At 66.4% G+C, this 24561-nt stretch carries 26 protein-coding genes; 9 read left to right on the top strand and 17 right to left on the bottom strand.

What is annotated here, in order from left to right:
* Positions 1-60: 60 nt before the first annotated feature.
* From ACTJJK_RS17440 to ACTJJK_RS17425, 4 genes are all read right to left on the bottom strand, one after another.
* Complete coding sequence (locus ACTJJK_RS17440) at positions 61-723, bottom strand: ankyrin repeat domain-containing protein (RefSeq protein ID WP_031374327.1); 663 nt, start codon at positions 721-723, stop codon at positions 61-63.
* A gap of 286 nt (positions 724-1009) precedes the next feature.
* Entirely contained in the window at positions 1010-1957 is a 948-nt protein-coding gene (locus ACTJJK_RS17435) for a glycoside hydrolase family 75 protein (protein WP_031374328.1), read from the bottom strand.
* Between the two features lie 93 nt (positions 1958-2050).
* Positions 2051-2911: an NAD(P)H-dependent oxidoreductase gene (locus tag ACTJJK_RS17430; protein WP_081931398.1), complete on the bottom strand. Its 861-nt coding sequence runs from the start codon at positions 2909-2911 to the stop codon at positions 2051-2053.
* Between the two features lie 203 nt (positions 2912-3114).
* Positions 3115-4407 (bottom strand): adenylosuccinate synthase, encoded by a 1293-nt coding sequence (locus ACTJJK_RS17425; RefSeq protein ID WP_031374330.1) that lies wholly within the window; start codon positions 4405-4407, stop codon positions 3115-3117.
* A 974-nt stretch (positions 4408-5381) separates the two neighbouring features.
* On the opposite strand from ACTJJK_RS17425, the gene ACTJJK_RS17420 reads away from it, so the two are divergent.
* The 5 genes from ACTJJK_RS17420 to ACTJJK_RS17400 all read left to right on the top strand — a co-directional run bounded on the left by ACTJJK_RS17420 (position 5382) and on the right by ACTJJK_RS17400 (position 9181).
* A complete protein-coding gene (locus ACTJJK_RS17420; protein WP_440730811.1) occupies positions 5382-6356 on the top strand; it encodes an MBL fold metallo-hydrolase in 975 nt (324 codons plus the stop codon).
* Between the two features lie 159 nt (positions 6357-6515).
* The gene (locus tag ACTJJK_RS17415) at positions 6516-6758 is read left to right on the top strand and encodes a hypothetical protein (protein ID WP_440730810.1); all 243 of its coding nucleotides are present in this window, start codon (positions 6516-6518) and stop codon (positions 6756-6758) included.
* Positions 6759-6833: 75 nt separating this feature from the next.
* Complete coding sequence (locus ACTJJK_RS17410) at positions 6834-7304, top strand: group II truncated hemoglobin (protein ID WP_440730809.1); 471 nt, start codon at positions 6834-6836, stop codon at positions 7302-7304.
* Between the two features lie 349 nt (positions 7305-7653).
* Positions 7654-8226, top strand: coding sequence for a hypothetical protein (locus tag ACTJJK_RS17405; protein ID WP_152566440.1), 573 nt, complete (start codon positions 7654-7656; stop codon positions 8224-8226).
* A 37-nt stretch (positions 8227-8263) separates the two neighbouring features.
* Complete coding sequence (locus tag ACTJJK_RS17400; protein WP_440730808.1) at positions 8264-9181, top strand: hypothetical protein; 918 nt, start codon at positions 8264-8266, stop codon at positions 9179-9181.
* Positions 9182-9210: 29 nt separating this feature from the next.
* On the opposite strand, the gene ACTJJK_RS17395 is transcribed toward ACTJJK_RS17400, so the two are convergent.
* The 6 genes from ACTJJK_RS17395 to miaA form a co-directional block, all read right to left on the bottom strand.
* Positions 9211-9402 carry a DUF2065 domain-containing protein gene (locus ACTJJK_RS17395; protein WP_031374338.1) on the bottom strand — a complete coding sequence of 64 codons (192 nt, stop codon included), beginning with the start codon at positions 9400-9402 and terminating at the stop codon, positions 9211-9213.
* A gap of 6 nt (positions 9403-9408) precedes the next feature.
* The gene (gene hflC, locus ACTJJK_RS17390) at positions 9409-10272 is read right to left on the bottom strand and encodes a protease modulator HflC (protein ID WP_408950584.1); all 864 of its coding nucleotides are present in this window, start codon (positions 10270-10272) and stop codon (positions 9409-9411) included.
* Entirely contained in the window at positions 10269-11384 is a 1116-nt protein-coding gene (hflK, locus tag ACTJJK_RS17385) for an FtsH protease activity modulator HflK (RefSeq protein WP_031374340.1), read from the bottom strand. The genes hflC and hflK overlap by 4 nt, the downstream gene beginning before the upstream one ends.
* A 145-nt stretch (positions 11385-11529) precedes the next feature.
* Positions 11530-12828, bottom strand: coding sequence for a ribosome rescue GTPase HflX (gene hflX / locus ACTJJK_RS17380; RefSeq protein ID WP_031374341.1), 1299 nt, complete (start codon positions 12826-12828; stop codon positions 11530-11532).
* A 41-nt stretch (positions 12829-12869) separates the two neighbouring features.
* Positions 12870-13151, bottom strand: coding sequence for an RNA chaperone Hfq (gene hfq, locus ACTJJK_RS17375; protein ID WP_031374342.1), 282 nt, complete (start codon positions 13149-13151; stop codon positions 12870-12872).
* A 181-nt stretch (positions 13152-13332) separates the two neighbouring features.
* Positions 13333-14304 (bottom strand): tRNA (adenosine(37)-N6)-dimethylallyltransferase MiaA, encoded by a 972-nt coding sequence (gene miaA, locus ACTJJK_RS17370; protein ID WP_440730807.1) that lies wholly within the window; start codon positions 14302-14304, stop codon positions 13333-13335.
* Positions 14305-14879: 575 nt separating this feature from the next.
* Between miaA and ACTJJK_RS17365 the strand changes: the two genes are divergently transcribed.
* Positions 14880-15095, top strand: coding sequence for a hypothetical protein (locus tag ACTJJK_RS17365; protein ID WP_152566441.1), 216 nt, complete (start codon positions 14880-14882; stop codon positions 15093-15095).
* Between the two features lie 702 nt (positions 15096-15797).
* On the opposite strand, the gene folP is transcribed toward ACTJJK_RS17365, so the two are convergent.
* The 3 genes from folP to rlmE form a co-directional block, all read right to left on the bottom strand.
* Complete coding sequence (gene folP, locus ACTJJK_RS17360) at positions 15798-16700, bottom strand: dihydropteroate synthase (RefSeq protein ID WP_031374344.1); 903 nt, start codon at positions 16698-16700, stop codon at positions 15798-15800.
* 317 nt (positions 16701-17017) lie between these two features.
* A complete protein-coding gene (ftsH, locus tag ACTJJK_RS17355) occupies positions 17018-18871 on the bottom strand; it encodes an ATP-dependent zinc metalloprotease FtsH (protein WP_440730825.1) in 1854 nt (617 codons plus the stop codon).
* 201 nt (positions 18872-19072) lie between these two features.
* Positions 19073-19720, bottom strand: a complete 648-nt coding sequence (gene rlmE / locus ACTJJK_RS17350; protein ID WP_031374346.1) for a 23S rRNA (uridine(2552)-2'-O)-methyltransferase RlmE — start codon at positions 19718-19720, stop codon at positions 19073-19075.
* Between the two features lie 78 nt (positions 19721-19798).
* Here rlmE and yhbY point away from each other — a divergent pair, with 78 nt between their 5' ends.
* The 3 genes from yhbY (at position 19799) to ACTJJK_RS17335 (ending at position 21228) form a co-directional block, all read left to right on the top strand.
* Positions 19799-20104: a ribosome assembly RNA-binding protein YhbY gene (yhbY, locus tag ACTJJK_RS17345; RefSeq protein ID WP_031374347.1), complete on the top strand. Its 306-nt coding sequence runs from the start codon at positions 19799-19801 to the stop codon at positions 20102-20104.
* A 105-nt stretch (positions 20105-20209) separates the two neighbouring features.
* A complete protein-coding gene (locus ACTJJK_RS17340) occupies positions 20210-20584 on the top strand; it encodes an Mth938-like domain-containing protein (RefSeq protein ID WP_031374348.1) in 375 nt (124 codons plus the stop codon).
* Positions 20581-21228: a D-Ala-D-Ala carboxypeptidase family metallohydrolase gene (locus ACTJJK_RS17335; protein ID WP_440730806.1), complete on the top strand. Its 648-nt coding sequence runs from the start codon at positions 20581-20583 to the stop codon at positions 21226-21228. Before ACTJJK_RS17340 ends, ACTJJK_RS17335 begins: the two co-directional genes overlap by 4 nt.
* Before the next feature lie 158 nt (positions 21229-21386).
* Here ACTJJK_RS17335 and ACTJJK_RS17330 read toward each other — a convergent pair whose 3' ends face one another.
* The 4 genes from ACTJJK_RS17330 to ACTJJK_RS17315 all read right to left on the bottom strand — a co-directional run bounded on the left by ACTJJK_RS17330 (position 21387) and on the right by ACTJJK_RS17315 (position 24545).
* Entirely contained in the window at positions 21387-22598 is a 1212-nt protein-coding gene (locus ACTJJK_RS17330; protein ID WP_440730805.1) for a hypothetical protein, read from the bottom strand.
* A gap of 137 nt (positions 22599-22735) precedes the next feature.
* Positions 22736-23029: a hypothetical protein gene (locus ACTJJK_RS17325; RefSeq protein ID WP_440730804.1), complete on the bottom strand. Its 294-nt coding sequence runs from the start codon at positions 23027-23029 to the stop codon at positions 22736-22738.
* Between the two features lie 43 nt (positions 23030-23072).
* Complete coding sequence (locus ACTJJK_RS17320; RefSeq protein ID WP_152566444.1) at positions 23073-23870, bottom strand: peptidoglycan DD-metalloendopeptidase family protein; 798 nt, start codon at positions 23868-23870, stop codon at positions 23073-23075.
* A gap of 60 nt (positions 23871-23930) precedes the next feature.
* Complete coding sequence (locus tag ACTJJK_RS17315) at positions 23931-24545, bottom strand: YqaA family protein (RefSeq protein ID WP_031374353.1); 615 nt, start codon at positions 24543-24545, stop codon at positions 23931-23933.
* Positions 24546-24561 lie beyond the last annotated feature (16 nt).

Here is a 24561-nt window from a genome sequence, read left to right as displayed (position 1 = left end):
CGGCGCGGCGGCGATCACTCCCCTGATCCGCGCGCCACGCGCTGCCAGTTGCGGCAGCGCTCAGCCGCCGCTTTCCACCGCGACGCCGTGCTCGCGCAACCAGGCCACCAGCGCCTCGCGATCCTGGCGGGTCTGCGCGTTCAACAGGCTCGGCGGGGTCATGAACAGATAGCGCTGGAAGGTGACGTTCTGGCGATTGCGCGCATCGGCCTCGGCGCCGGCCTTGAGCAAGTCCAGCGCGCGATTGGGCTGGTTGATCTTGCCGGCCACGTGCAGGGCGGTATTGCCCAGGCGGTCGACGTGATTCGGGTTGGCGCCGGCTTCGAGCAAGCGATGGAACTGCGCCGAGCGCTCGCCCATCAAGGCCGCGCTGAGCGGGGCCGAGCCGTTTTCGCCGTGCGGGGTGTCCGGCGCTGCGCCGTGCGCGAGCAGGACGTCGAGATAAGCCGGATCGTTGGCCATCGCCGCCATGTGCACCACCGTGCCGCCGTCGATGCCCGGTTCGGCCGGATCGGCCCCGGCTTCGAGCAAGGCCTTTAGGCCGTCGAGGCTTTGATTGAGCACCGCCCATTCGAGCAGGGTGACGTTCTTATCGCCATGCGTACGCAGGTCCACGCCCGCGGCCAAACGCCGGATGTCCGCGCTGTCGCCGGCGGCGACCGCCTCGGCCAATTCGGCCACGGCCGGATCGGCGAACACCTCATGAATATCGACTACTGCCATCTTGCACTCCTCCTGAGCACTGCCTACCCCATAGGCCCGCTGCATGGCGGGACGTCGAACGACGCGCGCGGAACGTATCCCCTACCGTAGCGTCTTGCGACATACGGTGTCGTACCGTGGCTGGGCCAGCCTAGCAAGAACCGTGAGAGCCCGCAGCCGAGGCGGACCGCGGTCACAAAATCAGACCAGGTCGCTCGCGCACGACGATCCTGGCACTGCGGTATGCCGCCGGCATGACAAGGCCTTGCTGGCTATCGCGGCCGCTGCGGCCGAAGCGAACCGCGCCTCAGCGCGAATAGGCTTCGGCGCAGGCCTGCAGGCGCGCGACGCCGCCCCATTGTTCGAAGCGACGCTGCGCCGCCTCGTCGATGCGTTGCGGGGTCATGAAGGGGTTCGCGGTGTCGCGGGTGCCCGGAAAGATCAACACGATCGCCCGCGGCACGGTCCAGCCTCGGCCGCCGAACTCGCCGCGGCCGCGTACCTCGCGATAGTTGGCCGGCAAGGCGCTGCGACCGAGCAGGCGTCCGTTGAGCGCGATCGAGGCCTCGCCGAGTTCGCGCGAAGGGCCGCTGTCGCCGACCACCGCGAACACCGGCTGATCGCTGCCCGGCTTCATCGCCACCGCGAGGTCGCCGACCTTGGCCCGGCTGGAAAACGGCGACGGGCTCTTGGGAATCACCAGCGCCGGCGTCACCAGTGCATCGACATAGGTCTGGATGTCGCAGGCGTCGCCGCCGCCCGGCTTGCGCAACGAGGTCGCCGAGACCAGGAAGCCGTCCACCGCCGGACAGGGCTTACCGTCGCGGAACGGAATGATCGCCGCAGAGATCTTGGTGCGCCGCAACGCCTCCGCCGGCCAGCCGGCCGCGGCGGCCTGTTGCGTGGCGATACGGCGCGCTTTCAGTCCGGCGCTGGACAGACCGGCGCAGGCATCGCTCATCGCATTGCACAGATTGTTGAGCGCACGGGTCTCGCCCCAGAAATCCTCGACGCTGTAGGAACGGCGGGTGCCGTCGGTGTTGACGTTGAGGCCTTCGACGAACAGCAGCGCCGAGCCTTCGCGGTCCGACCAGACCGCGGTCTGGCCGCCGGGCGCATTGCCGTCGGGCTGCAGGAAGGAACGGCTCATCGCGCATTCGGCCGCTCGCGCCGGCCCGGCGACCAGCAACAGGCCGCAGGCCGCCGCGGCCGCGATGAGCAACTTCTTGATGAACAGGTGCGAGTGCGTGGCCATGGCCGTCTCCTGTGCCGACCAAGAGGAAAACGGCCCCCACGACGCGACGCGGCCAAAGGCGCCGCGTCTGCTGCAACCGTCGCGACAGCCCGCTCAGTCGGCGACCACGCTGCGATGATCGAGATGCAGAGCGAAGCCGCGCGCGCCCACCGATTCGAGCCCGGGCTTGAGCGTCATCGACGGCACCTCGTAGTCGCCCGCATTCTGTTTGCGGTACGGAATCGGCGCCTGCGTCCACAAACTGTCCATGCGCTGGCGCAGCTCGTCTTGCGCAACCGCGAAACGTTCGGCATTGAGGCCGTCGCTGCGATAGACCACGAACGGCGGCAGCACGTCGAAGCCCGGGTAATACAGCACGCCGTGGTTGATCGGAAACAGCAGGTCGTCGATGTTGCCGTTGATGCCGCGCGGGCCGTAGTGGTCGGCCCAGCCGCCGGCGGTGACCGACAACATCGCGCGCTTGCCGGCGAATTGGCCTTCGCCGTAACGGTCGCCCCAGCGCGTGTCGGAATGCTCGCCGACGCCGTAGGCGAAACCATAAGCGTAGACGCGATCGATCCAGCCCTTGAGGATCGCCGGCATGGTGAACCACCACAGCGGAAACTGCAGGATCACCGCATCGGCCCAGCGCAGTTTCTCCTGTTCGCGCACGACGTCTTCGGTCAACGCATTGGAGGCATACGCGCGCTTGGAACTGCTGACTACAGTGAGGCGTTCGCGCGGATCGTGTTCGGGAAAGTCCCCGGCATCGACGGTGGCCTTCCAGCCTTGCGCATACAGGTCGGTCACCTGCACCTCGTGCCCGCTTGCGAGCAGATGCGCCTGCATCGTGTCCTTGAGCGAACCGCTCAACGACGCCGGCTCGGGGTGGGCGTAGACGATCAGCACCCGCTTGGGGCGCTGCGGATTTTCGGACTCGGGCTTCGATGCTGCGTTGATCGTGGTCGTGGACATGAGGGACGCCTCGGGAAGAGATGACCTACCTTATCCAATCCAAATATTCCGCAGTGACGCATTTTCATCGACTCTGCGCATCGTGTCAGGCACCAATCAAGATCGCGGCACCGCTGCCGGCCGCGGCGCCGGCGCCACGAAAAAGCCCCGCTTTCGCGGGGCTTCGTCGTTCATCGCGTCGGCGGGCGCCGGTCGCTGGACATTTACGCCCAGGGATCGCGCAGCACCATGGTGTGGGCGCGGTCCGGACCGGTCGAGACAATCGCCAACTGGCAGCCGGCCAGTTCTTCCAGCGCGCGCAGGTAGGCGCGGGCCGCGGCCGGCAGCTTGTCCCACTCGGTGATGCCGTGGGTGTTCTCTTCCCAACCCGGGAACTCCAGGTAAACCGGCGTGCACTCGTCCCAGCCGGCGGCGTCGAGCGGCGCGTACTCGGTGCGCTTGCCGCGGTATTCGTAGGCGATGCAGATCTTCAGCGTCTTCATGCCGTCGAGCACGTCGAGCTTGGTGATGCACAGGCCGGTGATGCCGTTGATCGCCACCGCACGCTTCAGCGCGACGATGTCGATCCAGCCGCAGCGGCGCGGGCGGCCGGTGGTGGCGCCGTATTCCTGGCCGCGGTCGCGGATGCCCTGGCCGACTTCGTCGTCGAGTTCGGTCGGGAACGGGCCGCCGCCGACGCGGGTCGCGTAGGCCTTGGCGATGCCGAGCACGTAGTCGATCGAGTCCGCGCCGACGCCGGTGCCGGCGAGCGCGCCGCCGACGGTGGTGTTGGACGAGGTGACGTAGGGATAGGTGCCGTGGTCGATGTCGAGCAGCGAGCCCTGCGCGCCTTCGAACAGCACGCGCTTGCCCTGCTTGCGCAGGTCGTGAAGGATGCCGGCGACGTCGGACTTCATCGGCTCGACGTATTCGCCGAAGGCCAGCGCCTCGTCCAGGGTCTGCTGGTAGTCGACCGCGTCGACGCCCAGGTACTTGGTCAGGACGAAGTTGTGATAGTCGAGCGCGGTGCGCAGTTGCTCGGCGAGTTGGGTCGGGTAATGCAGGTCGGCGACGCGGATGCCGCGGCGCGCCACCTTGTCTTCGTACGCCGGGCCGATGCCGCGGCCGGTGGTGCCGATGGCCTTGCCGCCGGCGGCCTTCTCGCGGGCCTGATCCAGGGCGATGTGGTACGGCATGATCAGCGGCGTGGCCGGGCTGATCTTGAGGCGCGAACGCACTTCCACGCCGGTCTCCTCGAGCTCGCCGATCTCCTTGCGCAGCGCGGCCGGGCTCAACACGACGCCGTTGCCGATCAGGCACAACGCATCGTCGCGCAGGATGCCCGACGGAATCAGGTGGAGGACGGTCTTCTTGCCGCCGATGACGAGGGTATGGCCGGCGTTGTGGCCGCCCTGGAACCGCACGACGGCGCCGATCTGCTCGGTCAGCAGGTCGACGATTTTGCCCTTGCCTTCATCGCCCCATTGGGCACCGAGAACGACGACTGACTGACCCATGACCTTGTAACTCCTGCGCTTGCTGTGAAAGCGGCATTGGCCGCGAGGCGACCGCCCCGACCCAGTCGCAGCCGATGCCGCGCCACAGGGCCATGAACGGAAAAAAGCCGGCGGGGATGTCCCCGGCCGGCTTTTGTGCATTATCCGGGTTTCGATAGGCCAAGGCCACCCCAAATCGGTCCGGATCGGGCGGTTGGGGGAAATTGGGGCGATTCGTTCATGGAAGGGGCCGGGAGATCCCTCGCCCGGCCCCGCCCCACGCCTCCCTCTGGCCTCCTCCTCTGGGCCTCTCCCCTGCAGGTCAAAACGCGGGCCCGGCCTTGCACCGGGCCCGCATGCCGCCGGGCGGTCCGACGCGCCCGGCGACTTCAACCGCTCAAGACTTCGCCTGCCCCGCGCGATCGGTAACCCAGCCTGGATTCGGCCCGCCCACGAAGGCCGCCTGCATCAACCGAAGCGGCGGGGCTGCAGCCTGGCTGCAACTGCCGGTTGGCGCACTGATTCGTCGCCCCGGTTGTAAACGCATATCCACCGCCGCGACAGGACGAAACCGGGTCGGAACCGGGACGGTGCGGGAAGGATTCGCAACGCGATGGGCGAACCGCGCTCAACGGTGATGCGGTTCTCTCGGCAGAGTTGATGCGCGTCGTGTAGGCGATAGATTGGGTGAGTCGCGAAGCGAAGCCTTGCCGACGCGTTGCAATGGCCGGTTCCGGAACGCAACTGCGTCCGCCGCAGGACGCAGAAATCGGACGCTCTCTTCGAGCTGCGTCGCCACTGTCCATTGCGGACCGAGCATTAATCCAAAAGAGTCCACCACGCGATTCACATCGTTTCATACCTCATGTCCATGGATGCCCGCTGGTCAGCGATGATGTGCATCGCCTTGTTGGCGGACATCGCCGTATATAAGCTCGTCGAATCGCGATGCCGGTCATCGGCAAACACCACCGCCCCTTCTCGAGAGCAACTTGATGACTCGCACCTGCCGCTTTGTCTTCGCTATCGCGCCCCTGGCCAGTGCGCTCCTCGCCAGCGCGATGCTATCCGGATGCTCGCAACCCCAGTCTGTCGCGACCGACACGCCGACGCCGACCACGCCCTCGGCACCGCAGCAAGCGAGCAACCCCGACGTGCTGCGCTTCCGCATCGGCACGCTCGAGGCGGCAGCATTGAAAGACGGCGACATCGAAGCCGCCAACGACGGCAAGACCTTCGCCATCGGCCAGCCCGCCGATCAGGTGAACGCGCTGCTTACCGCCGCGGGTGCGCCGACCGACGTACTGCACCTCAGCATCCAGCCCTTGCTGGTCCGCAGCGGGGCGCGCACCCTGCTGTTCGACACCGGCGCAGCGGATGCTTCGTTCGCGCGCGCCGGGCGCTTGCCCGCTTCGCTGCGCGCGGCCGGCGTCGAGCCCTCGCAGGTCACCGACATCTTCATCACGCACCAGCACCAGGATCATGTGGGCGGCCTGCTGACGCGCGAAGGCTCGTTGGCCTTCCCCAACGCGGCCATCCATCTCTCGGCGCCCGAATGGGAATCCCTGAAAGGCGACCGCGACGCCGCCGCACTGGTCGCTGCGATCGCGCCGAAGGTCGCGACCTTCCAGCCCGGTGCGGCGATCGTTCCCGGCGTGGTCACCGCGGTGGCCGTCGACGGGCACACGCCCGGGCACAGCGCCTACGAGATCGCATCGGGCGACGAACGCCTGCTCTATATCGGCGACACCGCGCATCATTACGTGATCTCGGTGCAGCGCCCGAATTGGACGGTGCAGTACGACATGAACGCACCGCTGGCCCAGACCAGCCGGCGCGCGCTCCTGCAACGTGCCGCCGACGGCAAACTGCGCGTGTACTCGGTGCATTTCCCCTTCCCCGGGCTGGGCCATATCAAGGCCCAGGGCGACAGCTTCGTTTGGGAACCCGAGCAGGACGCCGCTCGCTGATTCGCCAAGGACACAGCGCGCGCGTCGATCATCGGCACTGTCCCGATAAGACGGTAAGCCGCCCCGGCTCCCCACCGACGTGTATGGCCCTAAGTGCTAGCAGTGCTCGGCCAAACTTTGAACCACGATCAAACTGGCAACTATGGGCGAACGAAGGACATGCTGAAGATCCTCGAAAAGATTCCCTCCCGCTATCCCCGAGCATGGGTCTTTAGTTTTCTGCTCTGGCTCGGCGCGCTGATATCGATGGGCATCGCCGCTCTCAGCATGCTGGCAGTGTGGCCCCTGGGCATTTCTATCGCATTCGGGCTGACCGGGGTCTGCGTGACGGGATTAATGGGATGTGTCATTTGGTATTTCGTAGAGCTTGTTATCGGTCGGATTACACCTTGGCGACGATAAGCTCCGGTGTGACAGCTCGCTGAATCCGCAATCCGACCTGACCCAACCGCCAACCGACAGCCCTCAAACGACACCATGTCCAACCAAAGCGTTCCCTCCTTATTCGAGTGGCTCGGCGGCATCGATGCGCTGAACCGGCTGACCGATCGTTTCTACGAGCACGTCAAGGCCGACGCGTTGTTGGGGCCTGTGTTCGAGCACATGGGCGCGGACCATCCGGGTCATGTCGCGAGCTTTCTTGCCGAGGTGCTCGGTGGGCCGGACGACTACAGCAAGCGGCACGGCGGACATCCGCATATGGTCCAGCAGCATCTCAATCGCCACCTGAGCCAGCAGATGCGGCGCCGCTGGGTGAGCCTGCTGCTGGAAACCGCGGACGAGCTCGGCATGCCGGACGACCCGGAGTTCCGCTCGGCGCTGGTGGGCTATCTGGAGTGGGGTTCGCGCCTGGCGGTGATCAATTCGCAGCCGGGCGTCACGGTCGACCCGCAGGCACCGATGCCGCGCTGGGGCTGGGGCGAGGCCAAGGGCCCGTACACGGGCTGAGAACCATGTTCTTGCCGGTTGCAGCCGCCGCGCTACTCGGATGCAGCCAAGACGTCGCTTCGGATTCGCTCCCGATTGGGCGCCCGGTCATGTAAAGGCCGTGAGCAGAGTGCTTGCTGAATGCGCCCAGCCATTAGTGTATCGGTACATTTATCGAGCCCTATCGACACACCTCTGTGATGAATCAACAGAGAGCATTGTTAACTAAGTACCAAGCTATTTCACAGTTCGCCAAATTCAAATGTGCTTATTCACGATTGTTTCCACAGTATCGCCATTGCGATGATCTGACCCGCGGAACCAGTGATCTAATCACAGAGCAGGGGAATATATGCATAAGGAGAATTGCATGAACAGAACTCTGTTAACGACGATCATTGGTCTCTTCGCGATTTCATGTTTCAACGTACGAGCCGCCAACGATACCGTGGCTGTCGCGAAAGATACTGAAATCACACGGGTATTGACCACACTCGGAGAGGATGAGCAAGCTCGTCGCGACATTGCGCTCCGGCTCGCGCCGATCAAGAGCTCACAAGCCCTCGCCACGTACATTCGATCCACGCCGACATCCCTATCGCCTCTGGCGACGCTGTCCGAAGGAGCCAGAGCGAGATTCATCCAGGGCTTGTCGTTCAACAAGAACGGCCTGACAAGCTACAACTACGCAGATCTGAAACAAGAGCTGACGGCCAGTCAGATTTATCGGATCCTGAGCCTATTCGGCGTTGAGCACACGACTTCCTTGATTCACGGAATTCGCCTGGAAAACGACACCGATGAGGCCATCATGCGTTTGGATGACAACGCCGGCATCGTTCGACCGATGAGCGATTACAACGACTATCGATGCGTGACCCCCGCCACCTGCGGACGTGCTACCGACTACATCTGCATCGGCGGCAACTGCGCAAAAGAGTAACGGCACCGGCCTCCATGGCGAAAACGACGAGCTATCGATGAAGAATTCTTTCATTCCACTCCTGGCAGTTTCGCTTCTCTGCTCTCTGTGCGCCGCGGCGTCGGCGGAGTCTGCGAAGCTGAGCGTCATCGAAGAGAAGTTCCAGAAGTTCGACAGCCTCGTTGTTTCCGTGCTGGACAAACCCGATGCGGAGAAAGCTTCCGCGATCGAACGCAGTTACCAGAAACTGTTCGGAAACGAGGCAGCGCGAACCGAGGCAAATCGATCCACCAAGGATCTGTCGTTGGGGTTTCGCGCTGCCTCACAAGCCGTGTTCTATACGCTCAATGAGCGCTATCTCGACGACATGTCGCATTACCTGAAATTGCTGGAGGCCAAGCGGCAAGCCACCTCAGCGCAGTATGCGGCGATGTATGGCGCGCTCGTCCAAACCCGACGCCTGGACGATGCCGCAGCGCTTTACGCACGTCGTGGTAATCCCGAGATGGAGCCGCTTCCGCCGCGAGAACAGGCGTCCGCGCCAGGCAACGGCGCACGGGAATGGAAAATCGGCGAACGGGGCGTTCTATCGCTGCAGCCTCGCCAGGTCAAGGCGGCGGAGATCATCGTGGTCGCTCACCCGTCCTGCGGTTTCACCCGCCGCGCGGTGCAGGACCTAAAAACGGCGCCAGGAGGATCGTCCACCTTCTTCGGCGGTGCTCATTGGCTGACGCCGCAGGATCGCCAATTCCAGATCGAAACACTTCGCAGTTGGAACCAGCAGCACCCCGACGTCCCGATGTCGATTGTCTACAAGGAAAAAGAGTGGCGCGAGCTCGACACCTGGAACACGCCCACCTTTTACTTCATCAAAGACGGACGGGTGGTCCGCAAGATCGTCGGCTGGCCCGGCCCCGAGCGGGTCCGGGACGTCATCGATGCGGCACGCGAGATCGGCATTTCCGACGCACGGTAGTCGCCGCAGGCCGGTGAACGACCACGCCCTCACCCGCCCCGCAACACCCACAGCGAAACCACCCCGATCGCCACCACGACGCCGCCTACGATGCGCAGGTGGCGGTCGGGCAATGCCTGCAGTTGCTCGGCTGCGCGTTTCCAGCCGTGAGGGGCGACGAACAGGAACAGGCCTTCGAGCACTGCGACTAGGCACAGTGCCCGGATCAACTCACCGACCATGCGCGATCAGCGGTCGGACTTGAGGTATTGCAGGAACGGATCGTCGCGGTCGAGCACGATCACGCTCTGGCCGTCGGCGAAGGACTTGCGATAGCTCTCCAGGCTGCGCTGGAAGGTGAAGAACGCCGGGTCCTTGCTGGCGGCCTCGCCGTACAGGCGGGTGGCTTCGGCGTCGCCTTCGCCGCGCAGGCGCTGGGCGTCGCGTTCGGCTTCGGCCAGGATCACGGTCTTGTCGCGGTCGGCGGTGGCGCGGATCGCCTGCGACTGTTCGACGCCTTCGGCGCGCAGTTGGCTGGCGACCTGCAGGCGCTGCGAACGCATCTGGTTGTACACCGAGGCCAGCACGTTGCTGTCCTGCGGCAGGTCGATGCGCTTGATGCGGATGTCCTTGATGCGGATACCCAGGGTCGCGGCGCCCTTGTTGATCGTCTCGAGCTGCTTGCCGATCACCGCTTCGCGATCGCCCTTGACCACGTCGAGCAGATTCAGCGAGTTGATCTCGTTGCGCAGCGAATCGCGGATGATCGGCGCCAGGCGCTCGACCGCGACGGTTTCGTCGCCGCCGGTAGCCTGGAAGAAGCGGCGCATGTCGTCGATCTGGCCGAGAGCGAAGAAGTCGACGCTGACGTCGAGCTTGTCGGCGGTCAGGTAACGCTCCGGCGGCGATTCGAGGATCTGCAGGCGGCGGTCGAACACCCGCGCGGTCTCGATCAGCGGCCACTTGAAGCGCAGGCCGGGGCCGATGTCCTCGCGCACCACGGTGCCGAGGCGGAACACGATCGCGCTGTGGCCTTCGCTGACCACGAACACCGAACCCAGCAACGCGAGCAGCAAGGCGATGCCCGCGGCAATCAGGGCGGGAACTCTCATCGGATCACCTCGTCGCGGGACTTCGGACGCGCGGGGCGGCCGACATAGGGCACGGTGGACTGCGATTCGGTCGCGGTGACCGGGCTCAGCATTTCCGGCTGGGTCACCAGCGGCACGCTGACCGGGCCCGGGGTGGTCGGCACGTTGCGATCCATCGGCACGTACAGCACCTGGCGCGAATCGCCGCCGACGATCTTGCGGTTCTGGCTCAACACGTCTTGCACGGTGTCGAGCCACAGGCGCTTACGGGTGACGTCGGGCGCGCTCTTGTACTGGTCGACCAGCAGCGAGAAGCGGGTCGCGTCGCCCTGGGCGCGGGCGACGGTCGAGGTCTTGTAACCCTCGGCCGTGGTGCGCACGCGCTGGGCCTCGCCTCGCGCTTCCGGAACGATCTGCTTGGCGTAGGCCTGGGCCTGGTTGATCGAGGTGGTCTTGTCGGCGTTGGCGCGCTGCGCTTCGTCGAACGCGTCCTTGACCTCGTCCGGCGGGCGCGCGTTGGGCAGGTTGAGCTCGGTCAGGATCAGGCCGGTCTCGTAGTCCTTCAGCGAGGCCTGCAGGCGCTGGCGCACCTGCGTGGTCAGCACGCTGCGCGCGCCGAGCACGGTGTCGAGGTCGGAGCGGCCGATCTGCTCGCGCACGGCGCTCTGGGCGGCCTGCTTGAGCACGTCGTCGGGCTTGCGCGAGCCGAACAGGAACAGTCGCGGCGATTCGATCCGGTACTGGGCGTTGATCTCGACGTTGACCATGTTGCCGTCGCGGGTCAGCACCGGGATGGTCTCGGTGTAGGCCTGGCTCTGGGTCGCGTTGAGCTTGGTCACGCGTTCGATCGGCCACGGCGCCTTGAAGTGCGGGCCGGGCTGCAGCACGCGCGAGAACACGCCGAAGCGCAGGACCACGCCGCGTTCCTGCTCGGTGACGAGCACGAAGCAGTTGAACACCAGCCACAGGCCGATCAGCAGCGCGACCCAGCGCAGGATCCCGCCGCCTCCGTTGCCGAACAAGCCGCGCAAGGGCTCGATCACAGCATCGAGACCGCGACCTTGCGGTTTGCGTTGTCGCGGCGGACGCGGGTTGTCGCCGGAATTGTCACTGCCAGGGGTGTTCCAGGCCATGCCTGCTCCTAAAGATGTGGGCGCCGGGCGGGACGTCCTGTGTCCAGCCCGCTGCACCGGCCTCGGCCTGCGCCGCGACCGGTCCACGGCGCCGGTTGCGCCGCGGGAGTCCGCACGCAGTCACCCGCGCACGAACCCGTCGATTCTAGGTGGGGGCCTGAACGGCCTCAAGCAAGGGGCGCAATGCTTCGCCGTTGGCCTGGGCGAACAGGCGCTGGGCGTCGGCCACGGCCAGGTCGACCTCGACCAGCCAGCCGTGCTCGTCGGCCTGTTCCGAACGCACCGCGCCGAGCTCGTGCAGGCGCGCGCGCAGGCGTGCGTCCTGCGGCGCGATCCGCACGCTGCCGGCGACGTGGCGCAGCTGCAGGGCCTCGCCCAGCGCGCTGCGCAGCAGGTCCAGGCCCTGGCCGTCGCGGGCCGACACCCAGACCCGGCTGCTGTCTTCGCCGGGCCGGTCGATGCGCGGCTCGACCCCGTCGAGGCGGTCGATCTTGTTGAACACCAGCACCTGCGGCAGATCGCCGGCGCCGATTTCGTTCAGGACCGCGTCGACCTGGGCGATGCGCTCGTCGCGCAGCGGGTCGGCGGCGTCGATCACGTGCAGCAGCAGGTCGGCCTCGCGCGCCTCCGACAGGGTCGAGCGGAACGCGGCGACCAGCTCATGCGGCAGGTCGCGGACGAAACCGACCGTGTCGGCCAGCACCGCGGCGCCGCCGGAGAGCTCGATCCGGCGTACGGTCGGGTCGAGGGTCGCGAACAACTGGTCGGCGGCGTAGGCCTCGGCACCGGTCATCGCATTGAACAGGGTGGATTTGCCGGCGTTGGTGTAGCCGACCAGGGCCACGCGCGGTAGTTCGCTGCGCAGGCGCGCGCGGCGCATCTGGGTGCGCTGCACTTCGACCTTGTCGAGGCGGCGCTGCAATTGCTCCAGGCGTTTCTGCAGCAGGCGGCGGTCGGTTTCGAGCTGGGTTTCGCCGGGGCCGCGCAGGCCGATGGAGCCGCCGCGCTGGCGTTCCAGGTGGGTCCAGCCGCGCACCAGGCGCGTCGCCATGTGCTTGAGCTGGGCCAGTTCGACCTGCAGCTTGCCTTCCGAGCTCTTCGCGCGCTGGGAGAAGATGTCGAGGATCAGGCCGGTGCGGTCGACCACGCGCCGTTCGAGGAAGCGCTCGAGATTGCGCTCCTGGCCCGGCGACAAGGGGTGATTGACCAAGATCAGGTCGGCGCCGCTGGCCTCGGCCGCGGCCTTGACCTCGTCGAGCTTGCCGCTGCCGATCAGGGTCGCCGCGTTCGGGCGGTCGATGCGCGCGGTCAGGACCGCGGCCACGCTCGCGCCCGCCGACCGGGCCAGGTCGGCGAACTCTTCCAGCAGGTCCTCATCCGGCGGCCCGCCGGCATGAGGCTGGATCAACAGCGCGTGCTCACCTTTGCGCGAACGTTCAAACACTGGTCCGCACCGTCGGCGCGAGCGCCGCCATCGTCATCGGATTACTCAGTTTCGTCGCCGCCGTCGCCATTGTCGCTGCCATCGGCGGACTGCACATAGCCGCCGCCCGGACCGACGCGGACATTGCGCGCGGGAACCACGGTGGAAATGGCGTGCTTGTAGACCATCTGACTCACGGTATTGCGCAACAGCACCACGAATTGGTCGAAGGATTCGATCGTGCCCTGCAGCTTGATGCCGTTGACCAGGTAGACCGAGACCGGTACGCGTTCGCGACGCAGCGCATTCAGGAAAGGATCCTGTAGGGATTGCCCCTTAGACATCTTCTAATTCCCCAGCATGTTCTAGTTATTAGGACGGCACGCCCGGCACCGATGGTGCGGAGCACGGCCGTATCGCCGGCTGTTGTCCCCACAGGGCGACCGGCCGATGTTAACGCAAGTGATAGCAAACATTGCGACCCGGTTCCGGGTTTACGCGCCTCATTCTAAGCGCCGAATGTGTCTATAGCGGGCCGGCGCCCATAAACAGGGCCAGGGCGCCCTCCAGTTCGGCCGCATCGCGCAAAGGATCGAACCAGCGGGCGTCAAGCTCGCCGCGCAGCCAGGTCAACTGGCGCTTGGCGAGCTGGCGGGTGGCGTAAACGCCGCGATCGCGGAATTCCCGGGCGTCGTAGTCGCCGTCGAGGTGCTCCCAGGCCTGGCGGTAGCCGACCGCGCGGATCGCCGGCAAGTCCTGCGGCCGCGGATGCGCCTGCAGCGCCGGCAACGCGCGCAGGCCGCGGACTTCATCGAGGAAACCCTGGGCGAGCATCTGCTCGAAGCGGCGCTCGATACGGGCATGCAGCACCGCGCGCTCGGCCGGCGCCAGCACCAGCTTGAGCACGCGGTACGGCAGGCGCGGCGCGGCGAGCGAGGCGCGACGCCACTCGCTCATGCTGCGCCCGGACAGGCGGAACACTTCCAGCGCGCGCTGGATACGCTGGGCGTCGGTGGCGTGGATGCGCGCCGCGGCCTCGGGGTCGACCTGTGCCAGTTGCTCGTGCAGGGCCGCCCAGCCGAGCGTCTCGGCTTCGGCGACGAGCTGCGCGCGCGTGGCCGGATCGGCCTCGGGCATGGCCGACAGGCCGTGCAGCAAGGCGTGGAAGTACAGGCCGGTGCCGCCAGCGAGGATCGGCAGGCGCCCGCGGCCGGCGATGTCGTCGAGCGCGCGGCGGGCGTCGAGCGCGAACTCGGCGGCCGAATACGGCTGCCAGGGCTCGCGCACGTCGATCAAGTGATGGCGCACGCTGGCCAGCTCGGCGGCGCTCGGCTTGGCCGCGCCGATGTCCAGGCCGCGATAGACCAGGGCCGAATCCACGCTCACGATCTCGCCGCCGAGGCGCCGCGCCCACTCCAGGGCGAGCGCGGTCTTGCCTGACGCGGTCGGGCCCATCAGGGCGATGACGAGCGGACGGGGATCGGCGGAAACGTTCATGCGGGACGGCGGCACGGCGGTGGAGCGAGCCGGCAGCCTCGCACAGGCGCGGGCATCGAGGAAGCGGCGGTTCGGCCCAACCTGCCCCACTCGCGACCTGGTCGGCGCGGCAACGCGCGCTCCACAGACGTTGTGGAGAAGCACTGGGGCAAGCCTGTGGACAAACCCATCGCGCCCAGGCCTGGCAAGGGATCACGCTTGTTTGTCGTTTTTTTGACCAGGCCATGACGTTTGTCCACACAGCCTGTGGACAAGCCTGCGGACAGTCTGTCGCGGAGCAAGCGCAATCCGTTGCGGCGTAACGCTCGCGATAAGTTTGATCATTTATTGATCACTTATTTTTCTTGACTTGCATCTCATAGTCGGCATCCCCAACCGATCCGAATCGCCGCACGACCACGGCGCGCGCAAGCGACGCGAAGCGCTGTCCACAATCGCTGTGGACAAACCTGCGGACAGACACCGTGCAACCGTGTTTCACGCCTTATGTGACAAGGCCGCGACAAGTTTGATCAATTTTTCGCCACGCGTCCGTCGCGAGGAAATCCGCGGGAATTCGTCGCCGAAGGCTTGACATGGAAGGCGATGCAGCACTCGATGAACGCCCGTCGCCGCTACGGACACAAACGGCATGGTGTCGTATCGCCTCGCAACAAACAGGCGACCGCATCGCCCGCGGCATGCGCGCAGCGATGTCCACAAAGCCTGTGGACAAACCTGCGGACAGCGGCGATGCAATCGGGTTTCACGCCTTATGCCGCAAGGCCGAAGCAACTATGGCGAAAATTTGACCACGCACGAAAAGGGCCGAAATCGCCTGGCCGCGCATCGGTCCCGCCTGGCGCGAACGAGGCTCGAACGCGCATGGCAGGCTTCGCTCCCGCCCGGGATCGCGCAAATTTTCCGGCCGATGCACAAGCGCAGGCCGCTCATTGCGCGAAACGGCTTGCGCAATGTCCACAATCGCTGTGGACAAAGCTGCGGACACATACGATGGAATCGGGTTTCACGCTTTGTACGGCAAGGGCGCACGGATTATGGCGAAATTTTGACCGCCGCTCCCGTGTCGAAGAACAAGCCTTGCCCACCGCGTCAAATGCTTGACTTCGCGAGCGCCCGCTCAGGTCAGGATCGAAGGCATCGATACGGCTCGATGCTTCGGTGCCCGAAACTCAGGAGGGACGGCACCGCAGCTTCGGGCGCATCGAAGCGAGCGCATCGCGCCGTCCGCGATGCCTGTGGACAAGGCTGCGGACAATCTTCATGCAAGGTGTTTCACGCCTTGCGCGGCAAGGCTTTCGCGATCATGGCGATTGTTGAAGACGAGATGGCGCTAAGCGGGCGACAGATCGCTCGCAACGATCTGCCGCTGAACGCACTGCGCCGCAGACCCTGCGCTGCGGCGATTGCGGTTTTCCGCGCTCAAGCCGCGGGCCGCCGCTTCCGTTCCGGTAATCGAGGCTACGCGCCGGGCATCGCAACGGCGAAGGGACTTACTCGTCGTCGGGCCACTTCAGACCCGGCGCCGACGCGGCCGCGCGCCGCGGCATCGGCTGCGCCGCGACCGCTTCCCAGACCTTGATCGCATCGACGGTGGCGGCGACGTCGTGCACGCGCAGCAGCTTCGCGCCGCGCTGGGCCGCGATCAGGTGCGCGGCCACCGAACCGTGGACGCGCTCGTGCGCGTCGTCGCGGCCGGTAAGCTCGCCGATGCTGCGCTTGCGCGACAGCCCCGCGAGCACCGGCACGCCGAGTTCGCCGAAACGCTGCAACTGCGCAAGCAAGGCCAGGTTGTGGGCGAGGGTCTTGCCGAAGCCGAAGCCGGGATCGACGACGATCCGTTTCTTGGCGATGCCGGCCATCTCGGCGGCGAACAGACGCTCGACCAGGAAACGATGCACTTCGGCGACGACGTCGTCGTAGACCGGGTCGGCCTGCATCGAACGCGGCTCGCCCTGCATGTGCATCAGCACCACCGGCACGCCGAGTTCGGCGGCGACATCGAGCGCGCCCTCGCGGCGCAGCGCGTAGACATCGTTGATCAGGCCGGCGCCGGCCGCGACCGCGGCACGCATGACCTCCGGCTTGGAGGTGTCGATGCTGATCGGCAGCCCGGTCTCGCGGGCTAGACGTTCGATCACCGGGATCGTGCGCCGCAGCTCTTCCTCCAGCGGCACCTCGGCGGCGCCGGGGCGGGTGGATTCGCCGCCGATGTCGAGCAGGTCGGCGCCCTCCCCGGCCAGCTTCAGGCCATGCGCCACGGCAGCCTCGAGGCTGTTGTGAGCGCCGCCGTCGGAGAAGGAATCGGGCGTCACGTTGACGATGCCCATGATCCGCGGGCGGTCGAGGACGAGGCGGCGGCCGTTGCAGTCGAGGGTGGTGGCGAGTTCGAACATTGGATTGGGGACCGGAATCGGGAATCGGGAATCGGGAATCGGGAATCGGGAATCGGGAATCGGGAATCGGGAATCGGGAATCGGGAATCGGGAAGAGTTTTCGCGCTGCCTCTAACTTACGCAAGCGTCCTGGGGCTTTCATCTCCGGTCGGAAGCAAAGATATCCAGCTGACCTGGATGTCCTTCCAGGCTCTGGCCTTTGCCAATCCCTAATCCCGAATCCCAAATCCCGGCCCAAACAAAACGGCGCCCGATTTCTCGGGCGCCGTTCGCTTTTGCTTTACCGATGTCGAGTTCCGAAACCCGAATCCCGGCCTTCAGGTCTGCGCCGCAGGCCCGCCGATCTGGCTGCCGGGGCGACCCGGACCCGGGTCGTCCTTGGAGATGCGGCCCGACTTGGCCCAATCGGCCGGCGGACCCGGCTCGCGGCCGGCCATGATCTCGTCGATCTGCGCGGCGTCGATGGTTTCGTACTGCAGCAGGGCCTCGGCCATCATGTGCAGCTTGTCGAGGTTGTCCTTGAGGATCTGCGAGGTACGGCCGTAGGCCTTGTCGAGGATGCCGCGCACGACTTCGTCGATCCTGCGCGCGGTCTCGTTGGACACGTTCTTGTGCTGGGTGACCGAACGGCCGAGGAAGACTTCGTCTTCTTCTTCGCCGTAGGCGATCGGGCCCATCTCGTCGCTGAGGCCCCACTTGGTGACCATGTTGCGGGCCATCTTGGTGGCGCGCTCGATGTCGTTGGACGCGCCGGTGGTGACCTTGTCGACGCCGAAGATCAGCTCCTCGGCGACACGGCCGCCGTACAGCGAGCACAGCATCGATTCGATGGCCACGCGGTTCATCGAGTACTTGTCGCCTTCCGGCAGGTACATGGTCACGCCGAGGGCGCGGCCGCGCGGAATGATGGTGACCTTGTAGACCGGGTCGTGCTCGGGCACGACGCGGCCGACGATGGCGTGGCCGGCCTCGTGGTAGGCGGTCAGCTTCTTCTCGTCTTCGCTCATGGCCATCGAGCGGCGCTCGGCGCCCATCAGGATCTTGTCGCGGGCCTTGTCGAAGTGCTCCATGCGCACGTCCTTGCCGTTCTCGCGCGCGGCGAACAATGCCGCCTCGTTGCAGAGATTGGCCAGGTCGGCGCCGCTGAAGCCCGGGGTGCCGCGGGCGATGGTCATCGGCTCGACGTCGTCGTGCAGCGGCAGCTTGCGCATGTGCACGCGCAGGATCTGCTCGCGGCCCTTCACGTCCGGCAGACCGACCACGACCTGGCGGTCGAAACGGCCCGGACGCAGCAGCGCCGGATCGAGCACGTCGGGGCGGTTGGTCGCGGCGATCACGATCACGCCTTCGCCGCCTTCGAAACCGTCCATCTCGACCAGCAACTGGTTGAGGGTCTGCTCGCGCTCGTCATGACCGCCGCCGAGACCGGCGCCGCGATGACGGCCGACCGCGTCGATTTCGTCGATGAAGATGATGCAGGGGGCGTGCTTCTTGGCCTGCTCGAACATGTCGCGCACGCGGCTGGCGCCGACGCCGACGAACATCTCGACGAAGTCGGAACCGGAAATGCTGAAGAACGGCACCTTGGCTTCGCCGGCGATGGCGCGCGCGAGCAAGGTCTTGCCGGTACCCGGCGGGCCGACCATCAGCACGCCGCGCGGGATCTTGCCGCCGAGCTTCTGGAACTTGGACGGATCGCGCAGGAACTCGACCAGCTCGCCGACTTCTTCCTTGGCCTCGTCGCAACCGGCGACGTCGGCCAGGGTCACCTTGACCTGGTCCTCGCCCTGCAACTTGGCGCGCGAACGGCCGAAGCTCATCGCACCCTTGCTGCCGCCCTGCTGCATCTGGCGCATGAAATAGACCCAGATGCCGATGAACAGCAACCAGGGCAGGACGTTGATCAGGATCACCACCAGCGACGGGCTGCTCGACTGCGGCGTCTGCACGGTCTCGACCTTGTGATTAAGCAGGTCGTTGATCAGGTAAGGGTCTTGCGCGGCGTAGGTGGTGAACTTGGTGTCGTCCTTGCGCGTGCCGGTGATCGTGGTGCGATCGTCGGAGAATTTGATCTCCTTGACCCGGTCGCTCTGGACCTGGGCGATGAACTGATCGTAGGAGATCGCATCGGTGCCCGCCGCACGCGGGCCGAACGCCTGGAACACCACCATCAGTACGACGGCGACGATTACCCAAAGCAGCAGATTCTTGGCCAAATCGTTCATGTATTTCCTAGCCTGCGGCCCTGTGGGGCCTCGTGTCCTCCGACGCCTCTTGCGCCGGCGGTACCGCTCAGATTGTCACACCACCCGCCACCGGACACCTGCCAAAAGCAGCTGGGTCGGCCGGCCGCCGGCCCGACGCCTTGGCGTTCAGGTCGGCGTGGCCCGCTTGCCCTGCGCCAGCGCGTACACCTCCGGGGATCGCTTGCGCGAGGCCGCCGGCTTGCGGATCGAGACCTTGGCGTAGCGACGGCGCAGTTCCCGCACGTAATCATCGAAGCCCACCCCCTGGAACAGCTTGATCAGGAAGGTGCCGTCGACCCTTAGGTGCCGGTCGGCGAAATCCATCGCCAGCTCGGAAAGGTGCATCGCCCGCGGCAGGTCCACCGCGTCCACACCGCTCATATTGGGGGCCATGTCCGACAGCACAAGGTCCACGGTCTGCCCGGCCAGGGCCTGCTCGAGCTGGGTTAAGACCTGGTCCTCGCGGAAATCGCCGAGGATGAACTCGACCCCGGCCAGGCCGGGCATCTCCAGGATGTCCAGGGCGATGATCCGGCCCGGCTTGGCCGCGTTGAGGCGGTCCAGCTCCTGGCGGACCCATTGCGACCACCCGCCCGGGGCGGCGCCGAGGTCCACCACGACCATGCCCGGCTTGAGCAGCCGGTCGCGCTCGACCAGTTCCTCGAGTTTGTAGGCGGCGCGCGAACGCAGACCTTCGGCCTTGGCCTTCTTTACGAAGGGGTCCGAGAAGTGTTCCTTGAGCCAGCGTTGGCTGCTTTTGCTGCGGGTCGCCATGTGCGGGCGGCCGTCCCGGTGGGGGTTGGGGACGCCATGATACCCTGAGCGCCCCTCCCGCTCCGTTCGTGTGACCCAATGCCCACCCTGTTGACCTCCGCCCAGACCCGTTTCCTGCGCGGACAGGCCCACGACCTCAAGGCCATGCTCCAGGTCGGTGGCAAGGGCATCACCGATGCGCTGGTCGCCGAGGTCGATAACGCCCTCGAGCACCACGAACTGATCAAGATCAAGGTCGGCGCCGAAGACCGCGACACCCGCGACGCAGCCATCGCTGAGATTGCCGAGCGCACCGACGCCGCCCTGGTCCAACGCATCGGCCATACCGCCGTGCTGTACCGCCCGAGCAAGGAAAAGCGCCAGATCGTCCTGCCGCGGACTTGATGAAGCCGGGAATGGGGAGTCGGGCATAGGGAGTCGGAAAGCCCCCACCCCAGCTCCACTCCGGCTTCAAGCCATTCCCGACTCCCCATTCCCGATTCCCGCCCCATGCAACTGACCCTGGAACGCCCCGATCACGAGTTCTTCCTGCGGGGCGCCGACGGCCAGGTCGCCCTGGTCAACGATCGCCGCCTGGAACGCAGCTTCATCCTCGCGCCGAACCGGCTCATCGAGGATTGGCCGGTACTGGACGTGAAGACCCTGACCATCGAAGACCTGGCGCCGGTGTTCGCCCTGGAACCCGAATTGATCGTGCTCGGTTGCGGCGCGACCCAGGCGTTTCCGCCGCCCGCGACTCTGGCCGCCTGCCTCGGCCGCGGCGTCGGCCTGGAAACCATGACCAACCCCGCCGCCGCGCGCACCTTCAACGTGCTGGCCGGCGAAGGCCGGCGCATCGTCATGGGATTCGTGCTCGGCGCATGAGCTCGGCCGGGCCGCGCTTGCGCTGGCCGACGCGTGGCCTCGTACTGATGCCGGCAATCCTGCTCGCCGCCTGCGCCCTGCCTACGCCGGCGCAGCGCTACCAGCGCTGGCTCGGCGACGGCCACCACGCCGCGGTCGAGGAATATCGCCGTTATCTGCTCGCTCACGGCGCTGGCGAGTCCGTACCGATGATGCAGTTACTGCGCAGCGGCCGCCGCTGGCGTATCTGCGGCGCGCCCGAATTCGCATTGCCGCCGAAACCGGCCTGGCCCGACACGGTGCGCAGCCTGCGCCTGATCGCTGAGCTGCGCGGCGCCGGGCTGCTCGACGGCGCCGAGATCACGTCCGGATACCGCGACGAAGCCCTCAATCGCTGCGAAGGCGGCAGCTCGCGCAGCCGGCACATGAGCGGCGGCGCCTACGATTTCGATCTCGCCACCGACGCCCCGACACGCGAGCTGTGCGCGTTCTGGCGCCGGCGCGGACCGGCGAGCGGCTTCGGCCTCGGGTTTTACGATGCTCGCCGTCTGCACATCGACACCACCGGGTTCCGCGCCTGGGGACACGACTACACCTACCGGACATCGCAGTGCGTGCCCGGCACTCGCCTGAAACATGAGGCAAACCGACCCGCCGCGCTTTAAAGAGCGGCATCGCTCCGCGCGCCGCCATCGCCGCGGTCGAACTGCCGCGTCGAAATCGCTATCGATCCGGCCTCCGATATCGATGCCGCCCCGTCGTCGCGGCCGAGCTTCGCCGCCCCTCGGCTTGTCATCACTCGATCGAGCGCCGCCGATCGCGGTCAATCCGGTTCCAGGCGCAACGAGTAGCTGTACGAGTCGGTCTGCAGATGCAGAAGGGTCTTGCTCGCCGGGACGTAGACGATGCGCACCGCATCTTCCGGCAGCAGCGCATGGAACAAGCGGCTTTCCACCAGGAACACGATCGTCCGCGGCGGCGGCTCGTCGACCGTCACCGTGATGAAGCAATAAGGGCTGCCGCCGCCTTCGGAACTCTCGGTACGCATGTGGCTGATGCGGCCGCAGACGCTGACCTTGACCCCCATGTCCAGGTCGGACTGCAACTTGTCGTCTTCGTTCGTCACGACGAAAGCCACCACGGCCGCCGCCAGGAGAACCGCGACCACCATGGCCGCGGTCGCTCCTGCGTCGATGCCGTTCAAGCTGGCCAAAATGCATACCACCGCTAAAACCAGGCCCAGGATGCAGAGGAACGCGACGATTCCGCAGCCGCTCACTCGCCTCGCAGCCAATCTGTCCCGGTCGTGTCCGTTGAGGGGCCCGGTTACGCGCGGCTTCGCCGCTTGCGGCGCGTCATCGCTGCTCGCCGTCGCTTCCGGGCGAAGCTGACCAAGATCGTCCTGGCGGTCGAGATCCGCTCGCGTGGACGGCGCGGTCCGTCGCAGTTTTCGCGCGGCGTCGCGCTGAGCCCTGCGCAGTTGCAGACGCGCGTCGGCCGAATCGTCGTGCTCCGGTGCGGCCTGCGAAGCCGTACTCTGCGCACCCAGCTCGTACTCGCATCCCAGCGCGACGACGCTGATGACGGTCTTGCTGAGCGGCGCATAGGCGATGCGGACTTGCTCGCCGTATTCGACCTCGAAGAACACGCGGGCCGGCGGGATAAATTCGAGCGTGCACGGTGGGGTTTCCTCGGTCCGCAGTCCGATGCGGCAGCGAGATTGCTCATCATCATGAGTAACTTTCACCACCGTCGCCACGGCGAGCCGCTTGATGCCGCCGTCCATGTCGGCCTGAAGATTCGCGTTGGCGCCGGAACGGCCCAGCACCGTCATCGCCGCCATTGCGAGGCCGACGAGCAACTCCACCGCGGTCCAGAAAGCGCCGTAACGTTCCCACGTCATCAACACCACCACGAGCGTCACCACGACGATCAATATCGCAGCCGGCACGCCGTCGGACTTGAGCGCATCCAGGCGAGCGATCTCGTCCAGGCTCAGCGGCCGGGTGTTGTCTTCGTCGGGCGGTGTCGACATGCTGATCCTTCAGACTGTTTTTCGCGGCTAATTCTGCATCGATCCGGCCCACGCTCGCGCGCGGGTGCTTCTGCGGTCGAATCCCGGGGCACGGCGCATCGGCAAACGGCAGGCGCGGTGGCGATGCGTGGCCGCGCCTAAGGCGGCGCGAGGCCCAACTGCGACAGTTTTCGCGTCATGCCCTCGGGCGTATTGAGCGTGTGCAGGCAGCCCCCGTCGGCCCGGCGATAGGAAATCAGGCCGCCATCGATCAGCCACGCGACGAGAATCGCGTCGCGCGCCCGGATGCTGCGGTGTTCGGACACGGGAATATCGGAACCGAGCAGGTCCGCGGGCATCAGCGCGGGATCGGCATCCTTGAGCACGAACCGGCCCGGACAGTCGACGATGCCGATCCATGGCCAGGCCGCTTTCAAGGTCGCGAAATCCATGGGCTGACTCGGCGCCCCGCCGCGACGGCGGGTGCGCGGCCGATTACTTCGCCGGCAGGTACAACAACGGATCGACCGGCTTGGCGTTGTAGCGCACCTCGAAGTGCAGCATGTCGCGCGCGGCGCCGCTGCGCCCCATCTCGGCGATCTGTTCGCCGGACTTGACCACCTGGCCCTCGTTGACCAGGCGCTTGCGGTTGTGGCCGTAGGCCGACAGCCACTGTTCGTTGTGCTTGACGATGATCAGCTCGCCGTAGCCGACCAGGCCGGTGCCCGAATAGACCACCACGCCGTCGGCAGCCGCGCGGACCGCGGCGCCGCTGGAGCCGGCGATGTCGACGCCCTGCTTGGTCGGCTCGTTGGCGACGTAGCGGCTCAGCAAGGGGCCGTCGGCCGGCCAACGCCAGCGGATACCGCTGTTGATCGGTGCGGCGACCGGCGCCGCCGGCACGGGGCGCGGCGCGCTGGTGCCCGCGCTCGACGGTGCCCCTGGCGATGGGCGAGTCCCGCCGCCGCTGGACGGGTACAGGCGCAGACGCTGGCCCGGGTAAAGGGTGTAAGGCGGCGAGAGGCCGTTCCAGGCGGCGAGGTCGGCGACCTGGATGCCGTTGTTGGTGGCGATGCGATACAAGCCTTCGCCGCGCTGCACGACGATGGTCGCGCCGGGCTTCGGCCTGGATGGACGCGGCGGCGCCGGACGCGAGGAGGGGCGCGACGGGCCGCGGCTGGAATGACCGCGCGAGGGTTCGCGGACCACCGTGCTCGAACAGCCGATCAGGGCAAGCGCGGCCAGAACGCAGGCGGCCATCGCCAGGGTCGGGGTCCGGGTCGTCTTGATCATGCGCATCCTCTTGCAGCGTCCATGTACCGGTGTTTCGTCATTGCGGGGTCCGCAGCGGCCTCAGCCCTGCTGCGAGCGCCATATCAGCCAGACTACGGCGACCGCGATGATGGCCGTGGCAATCCAGCCGATCGGCTCGATGTAGCGTCGCAGCGTCGCCTCGGCGCGTTCGCCGCCGATGCGGATCGCCAGCGCCAGCAGGAACACGCGCTTGCCGCGGCCGATCAACATGCTCAGCACGTATTGCAGCATAGGCACGCCGACGATACCCGACGCCCAGGTGAACACCTTCATCGGGATCGGCATGAAACCGCCGAGGACCAGGAAGGTGAACACCGCCCACGGCGATTCGGCCATCTTGGCCTGGACCGTGGCGATGCCGGACTCGATGCCGGCGAGCATGCCCATCGCCGCGAACACCGGCTTGAGCGCCTCGAAGGCGTAATGGCCCAGGGCATAGCCGACCAGGGCGCCGGCCATCGAGCCGATCAGGCTCAAGGTGGCGAACCAGAACGCGCGCCGCGGCGCACCGACGCACATCGGCGCCAGCATCACCTCGGGCATGATCGGGAAAATGATGGCTTCCACGAAGCTCAAGCCGGTGAGATAGGCCGGCGCGTGGCGATGCCGGGCCCAGGTCAACGCGCGCTCGTAGAGCGGTCCGAAGATCTTCAAAAGCGAACCCCTGTCG

The sequence above is a fragment of the Lysobacter sp. 22409 genome, assembly GCF_052045105.1.
Classification (GTDB): Bacteria; Pseudomonadota; Gammaproteobacteria; order Xanthomonadales; family Xanthomonadaceae; genus Lysobacter; species Lysobacter antibioticus_B.
Note: the sequence above shows the minus strand (reverse complement) of the source record. Positions and strands in the feature narration are given on the sequence as shown.

What these genes read in the sequence shown, in the direction of transcription:
- ACTJJK_RS17440 (WP_031374327.1), bottom strand. Translation starts at nt 723, where the DNA reads ATGGCAGTAGTCGATATTCATGAGGTGTTCGCCGATCCGGCCGTGGCC.
- ACTJJK_RS17435 (WP_031374328.1), bottom strand. Translation starts at nt 1,957, where the DNA reads ATGGCCACGCACTCGCACCTGTTCATCAAGAAGTTGCTCATCGCGGCC.
- ACTJJK_RS17430 (WP_081931398.1), bottom strand. Translation starts at nt 2,911, where the DNA reads ATGTCCACGACCACGATCAACGCAGCATCGAAGCCCGAGTCCGAAAAT.
- ACTJJK_RS17425 (WP_031374330.1), bottom strand. Translation starts at nt 4,407, where the DNA reads ATGGGTCAGTCAGTCGTCGTTCTCGGTGCCCAATGGGGCGATGAAGGC.
- ACTJJK_RS17420 (WP_440730811.1), top strand. Translation starts at nt 5,382, where the DNA reads ATGACTCGCACCTGCCGCTTTGTCTTCGCTATCGCGCCCCTGGCCAGT.
- ACTJJK_RS17415 (WP_440730810.1), top strand. Translation starts at nt 6,516, where the DNA reads ATGCTGAAGATCCTCGAAAAGATTCCCTCCCGCTATCCCCGAGCATGG.
- ACTJJK_RS17410 (WP_440730809.1), top strand. Translation starts at nt 6,834, where the DNA reads ATGTCCAACCAAAGCGTTCCCTCCTTATTCGAGTGGCTCGGCGGCATC.
- ACTJJK_RS17405 (WP_152566440.1), top strand. Translation starts at nt 7,654, where the DNA reads ATGAACAGAACTCTGTTAACGACGATCATTGGTCTCTTCGCGATTTCA.
- ACTJJK_RS17400 (WP_440730808.1), top strand. Translation starts at nt 8,264, where the DNA reads ATGAAGAATTCTTTCATTCCACTCCTGGCAGTTTCGCTTCTCTGCTCT.
- ACTJJK_RS17395 (WP_031374338.1), bottom strand. Translation starts at nt 9,402, where the DNA reads ATGGTCGGTGAGTTGATCCGGGCACTGTGCCTAGTCGCAGTGCTCGAA.
- hflC (WP_408950584.1), bottom strand. Translation starts at nt 10,272, where the DNA reads ATGAGAGTTCCCGCCCTGATTGCCGCGGGCATCGCCTTGCTGCTCGCG.
- hflK (WP_031374340.1), bottom strand. Translation starts at nt 11,384, where the DNA reads ATGGCCTGGAACACCCCTGGCAGTGACAATTCCGGCGACAACCCGCGT.
- hfq (WP_031374342.1), bottom strand. Translation starts at nt 13,151, where the DNA reads ATGTCTAAGGGGCAATCCCTACAGGATCCTTTCCTGAATGCGCTGCGT.
- miaA (WP_440730807.1), bottom strand. Translation starts at nt 14,304, where the DNA reads ATGAACGTTTCCGCCGATCCCCGTCCGCTCGTCATCGCCCTGATGGGC.
- ACTJJK_RS17365 (WP_152566441.1), top strand. Translation starts at nt 14,880, where the DNA reads ATGGAAGGCGATGCAGCACTCGATGAACGCCCGTCGCCGCTACGGACA.
- folP (WP_031374344.1), bottom strand. Translation starts at nt 16,700, where the DNA reads ATGTTCGAACTCGCCACCACCCTCGACTGCAACGGCCGCCGCCTCGTC.
- ftsH (WP_440730825.1), bottom strand. Translation starts at nt 18,871, where the DNA reads ATGGTGGTGTTCCAGGCGTTCGGCCCGCGTGCGGCGGGCACCGATGCG.
- rlmE (WP_031374346.1), bottom strand. Translation starts at nt 19,720, where the DNA reads ATGGCGACCCGCAGCAAAAGCAGCCAACGCTGGCTCAAGGAACACTTC.
- yhbY (WP_031374347.1), top strand. Translation starts at nt 19,799, where the DNA reads ATGCCCACCCTGTTGACCTCCGCCCAGACCCGTTTCCTGCGCGGACAG.
- ACTJJK_RS17340 (WP_031374348.1), top strand. Translation starts at nt 20,210, where the DNA reads ATGCAACTGACCCTGGAACGCCCCGATCACGAGTTCTTCCTGCGGGGC.
- ACTJJK_RS17335 (WP_440730806.1), top strand. Translation starts at nt 20,581, where the DNA reads ATGAGCTCGGCCGGGCCGCGCTTGCGCTGGCCGACGCGTGGCCTCGTA.
- ACTJJK_RS17330 (WP_440730805.1), bottom strand. Translation starts at nt 22,598, where the DNA reads ATGTCGACACCGCCCGACGAAGACAACACCCGGCCGCTGAGCCTGGAC.
- ACTJJK_RS17325 (WP_440730804.1), bottom strand. Translation starts at nt 23,029, where the DNA reads ATGGATTTCGCGACCTTGAAAGCGGCCTGGCCATGGATCGGCATCGTC.
- ACTJJK_RS17320 (WP_152566444.1), bottom strand. Translation starts at nt 23,870, where the DNA reads ATGATCAAGACGACCCGGACCCCGACCCTGGCGATGGCCGCCTGCGTT.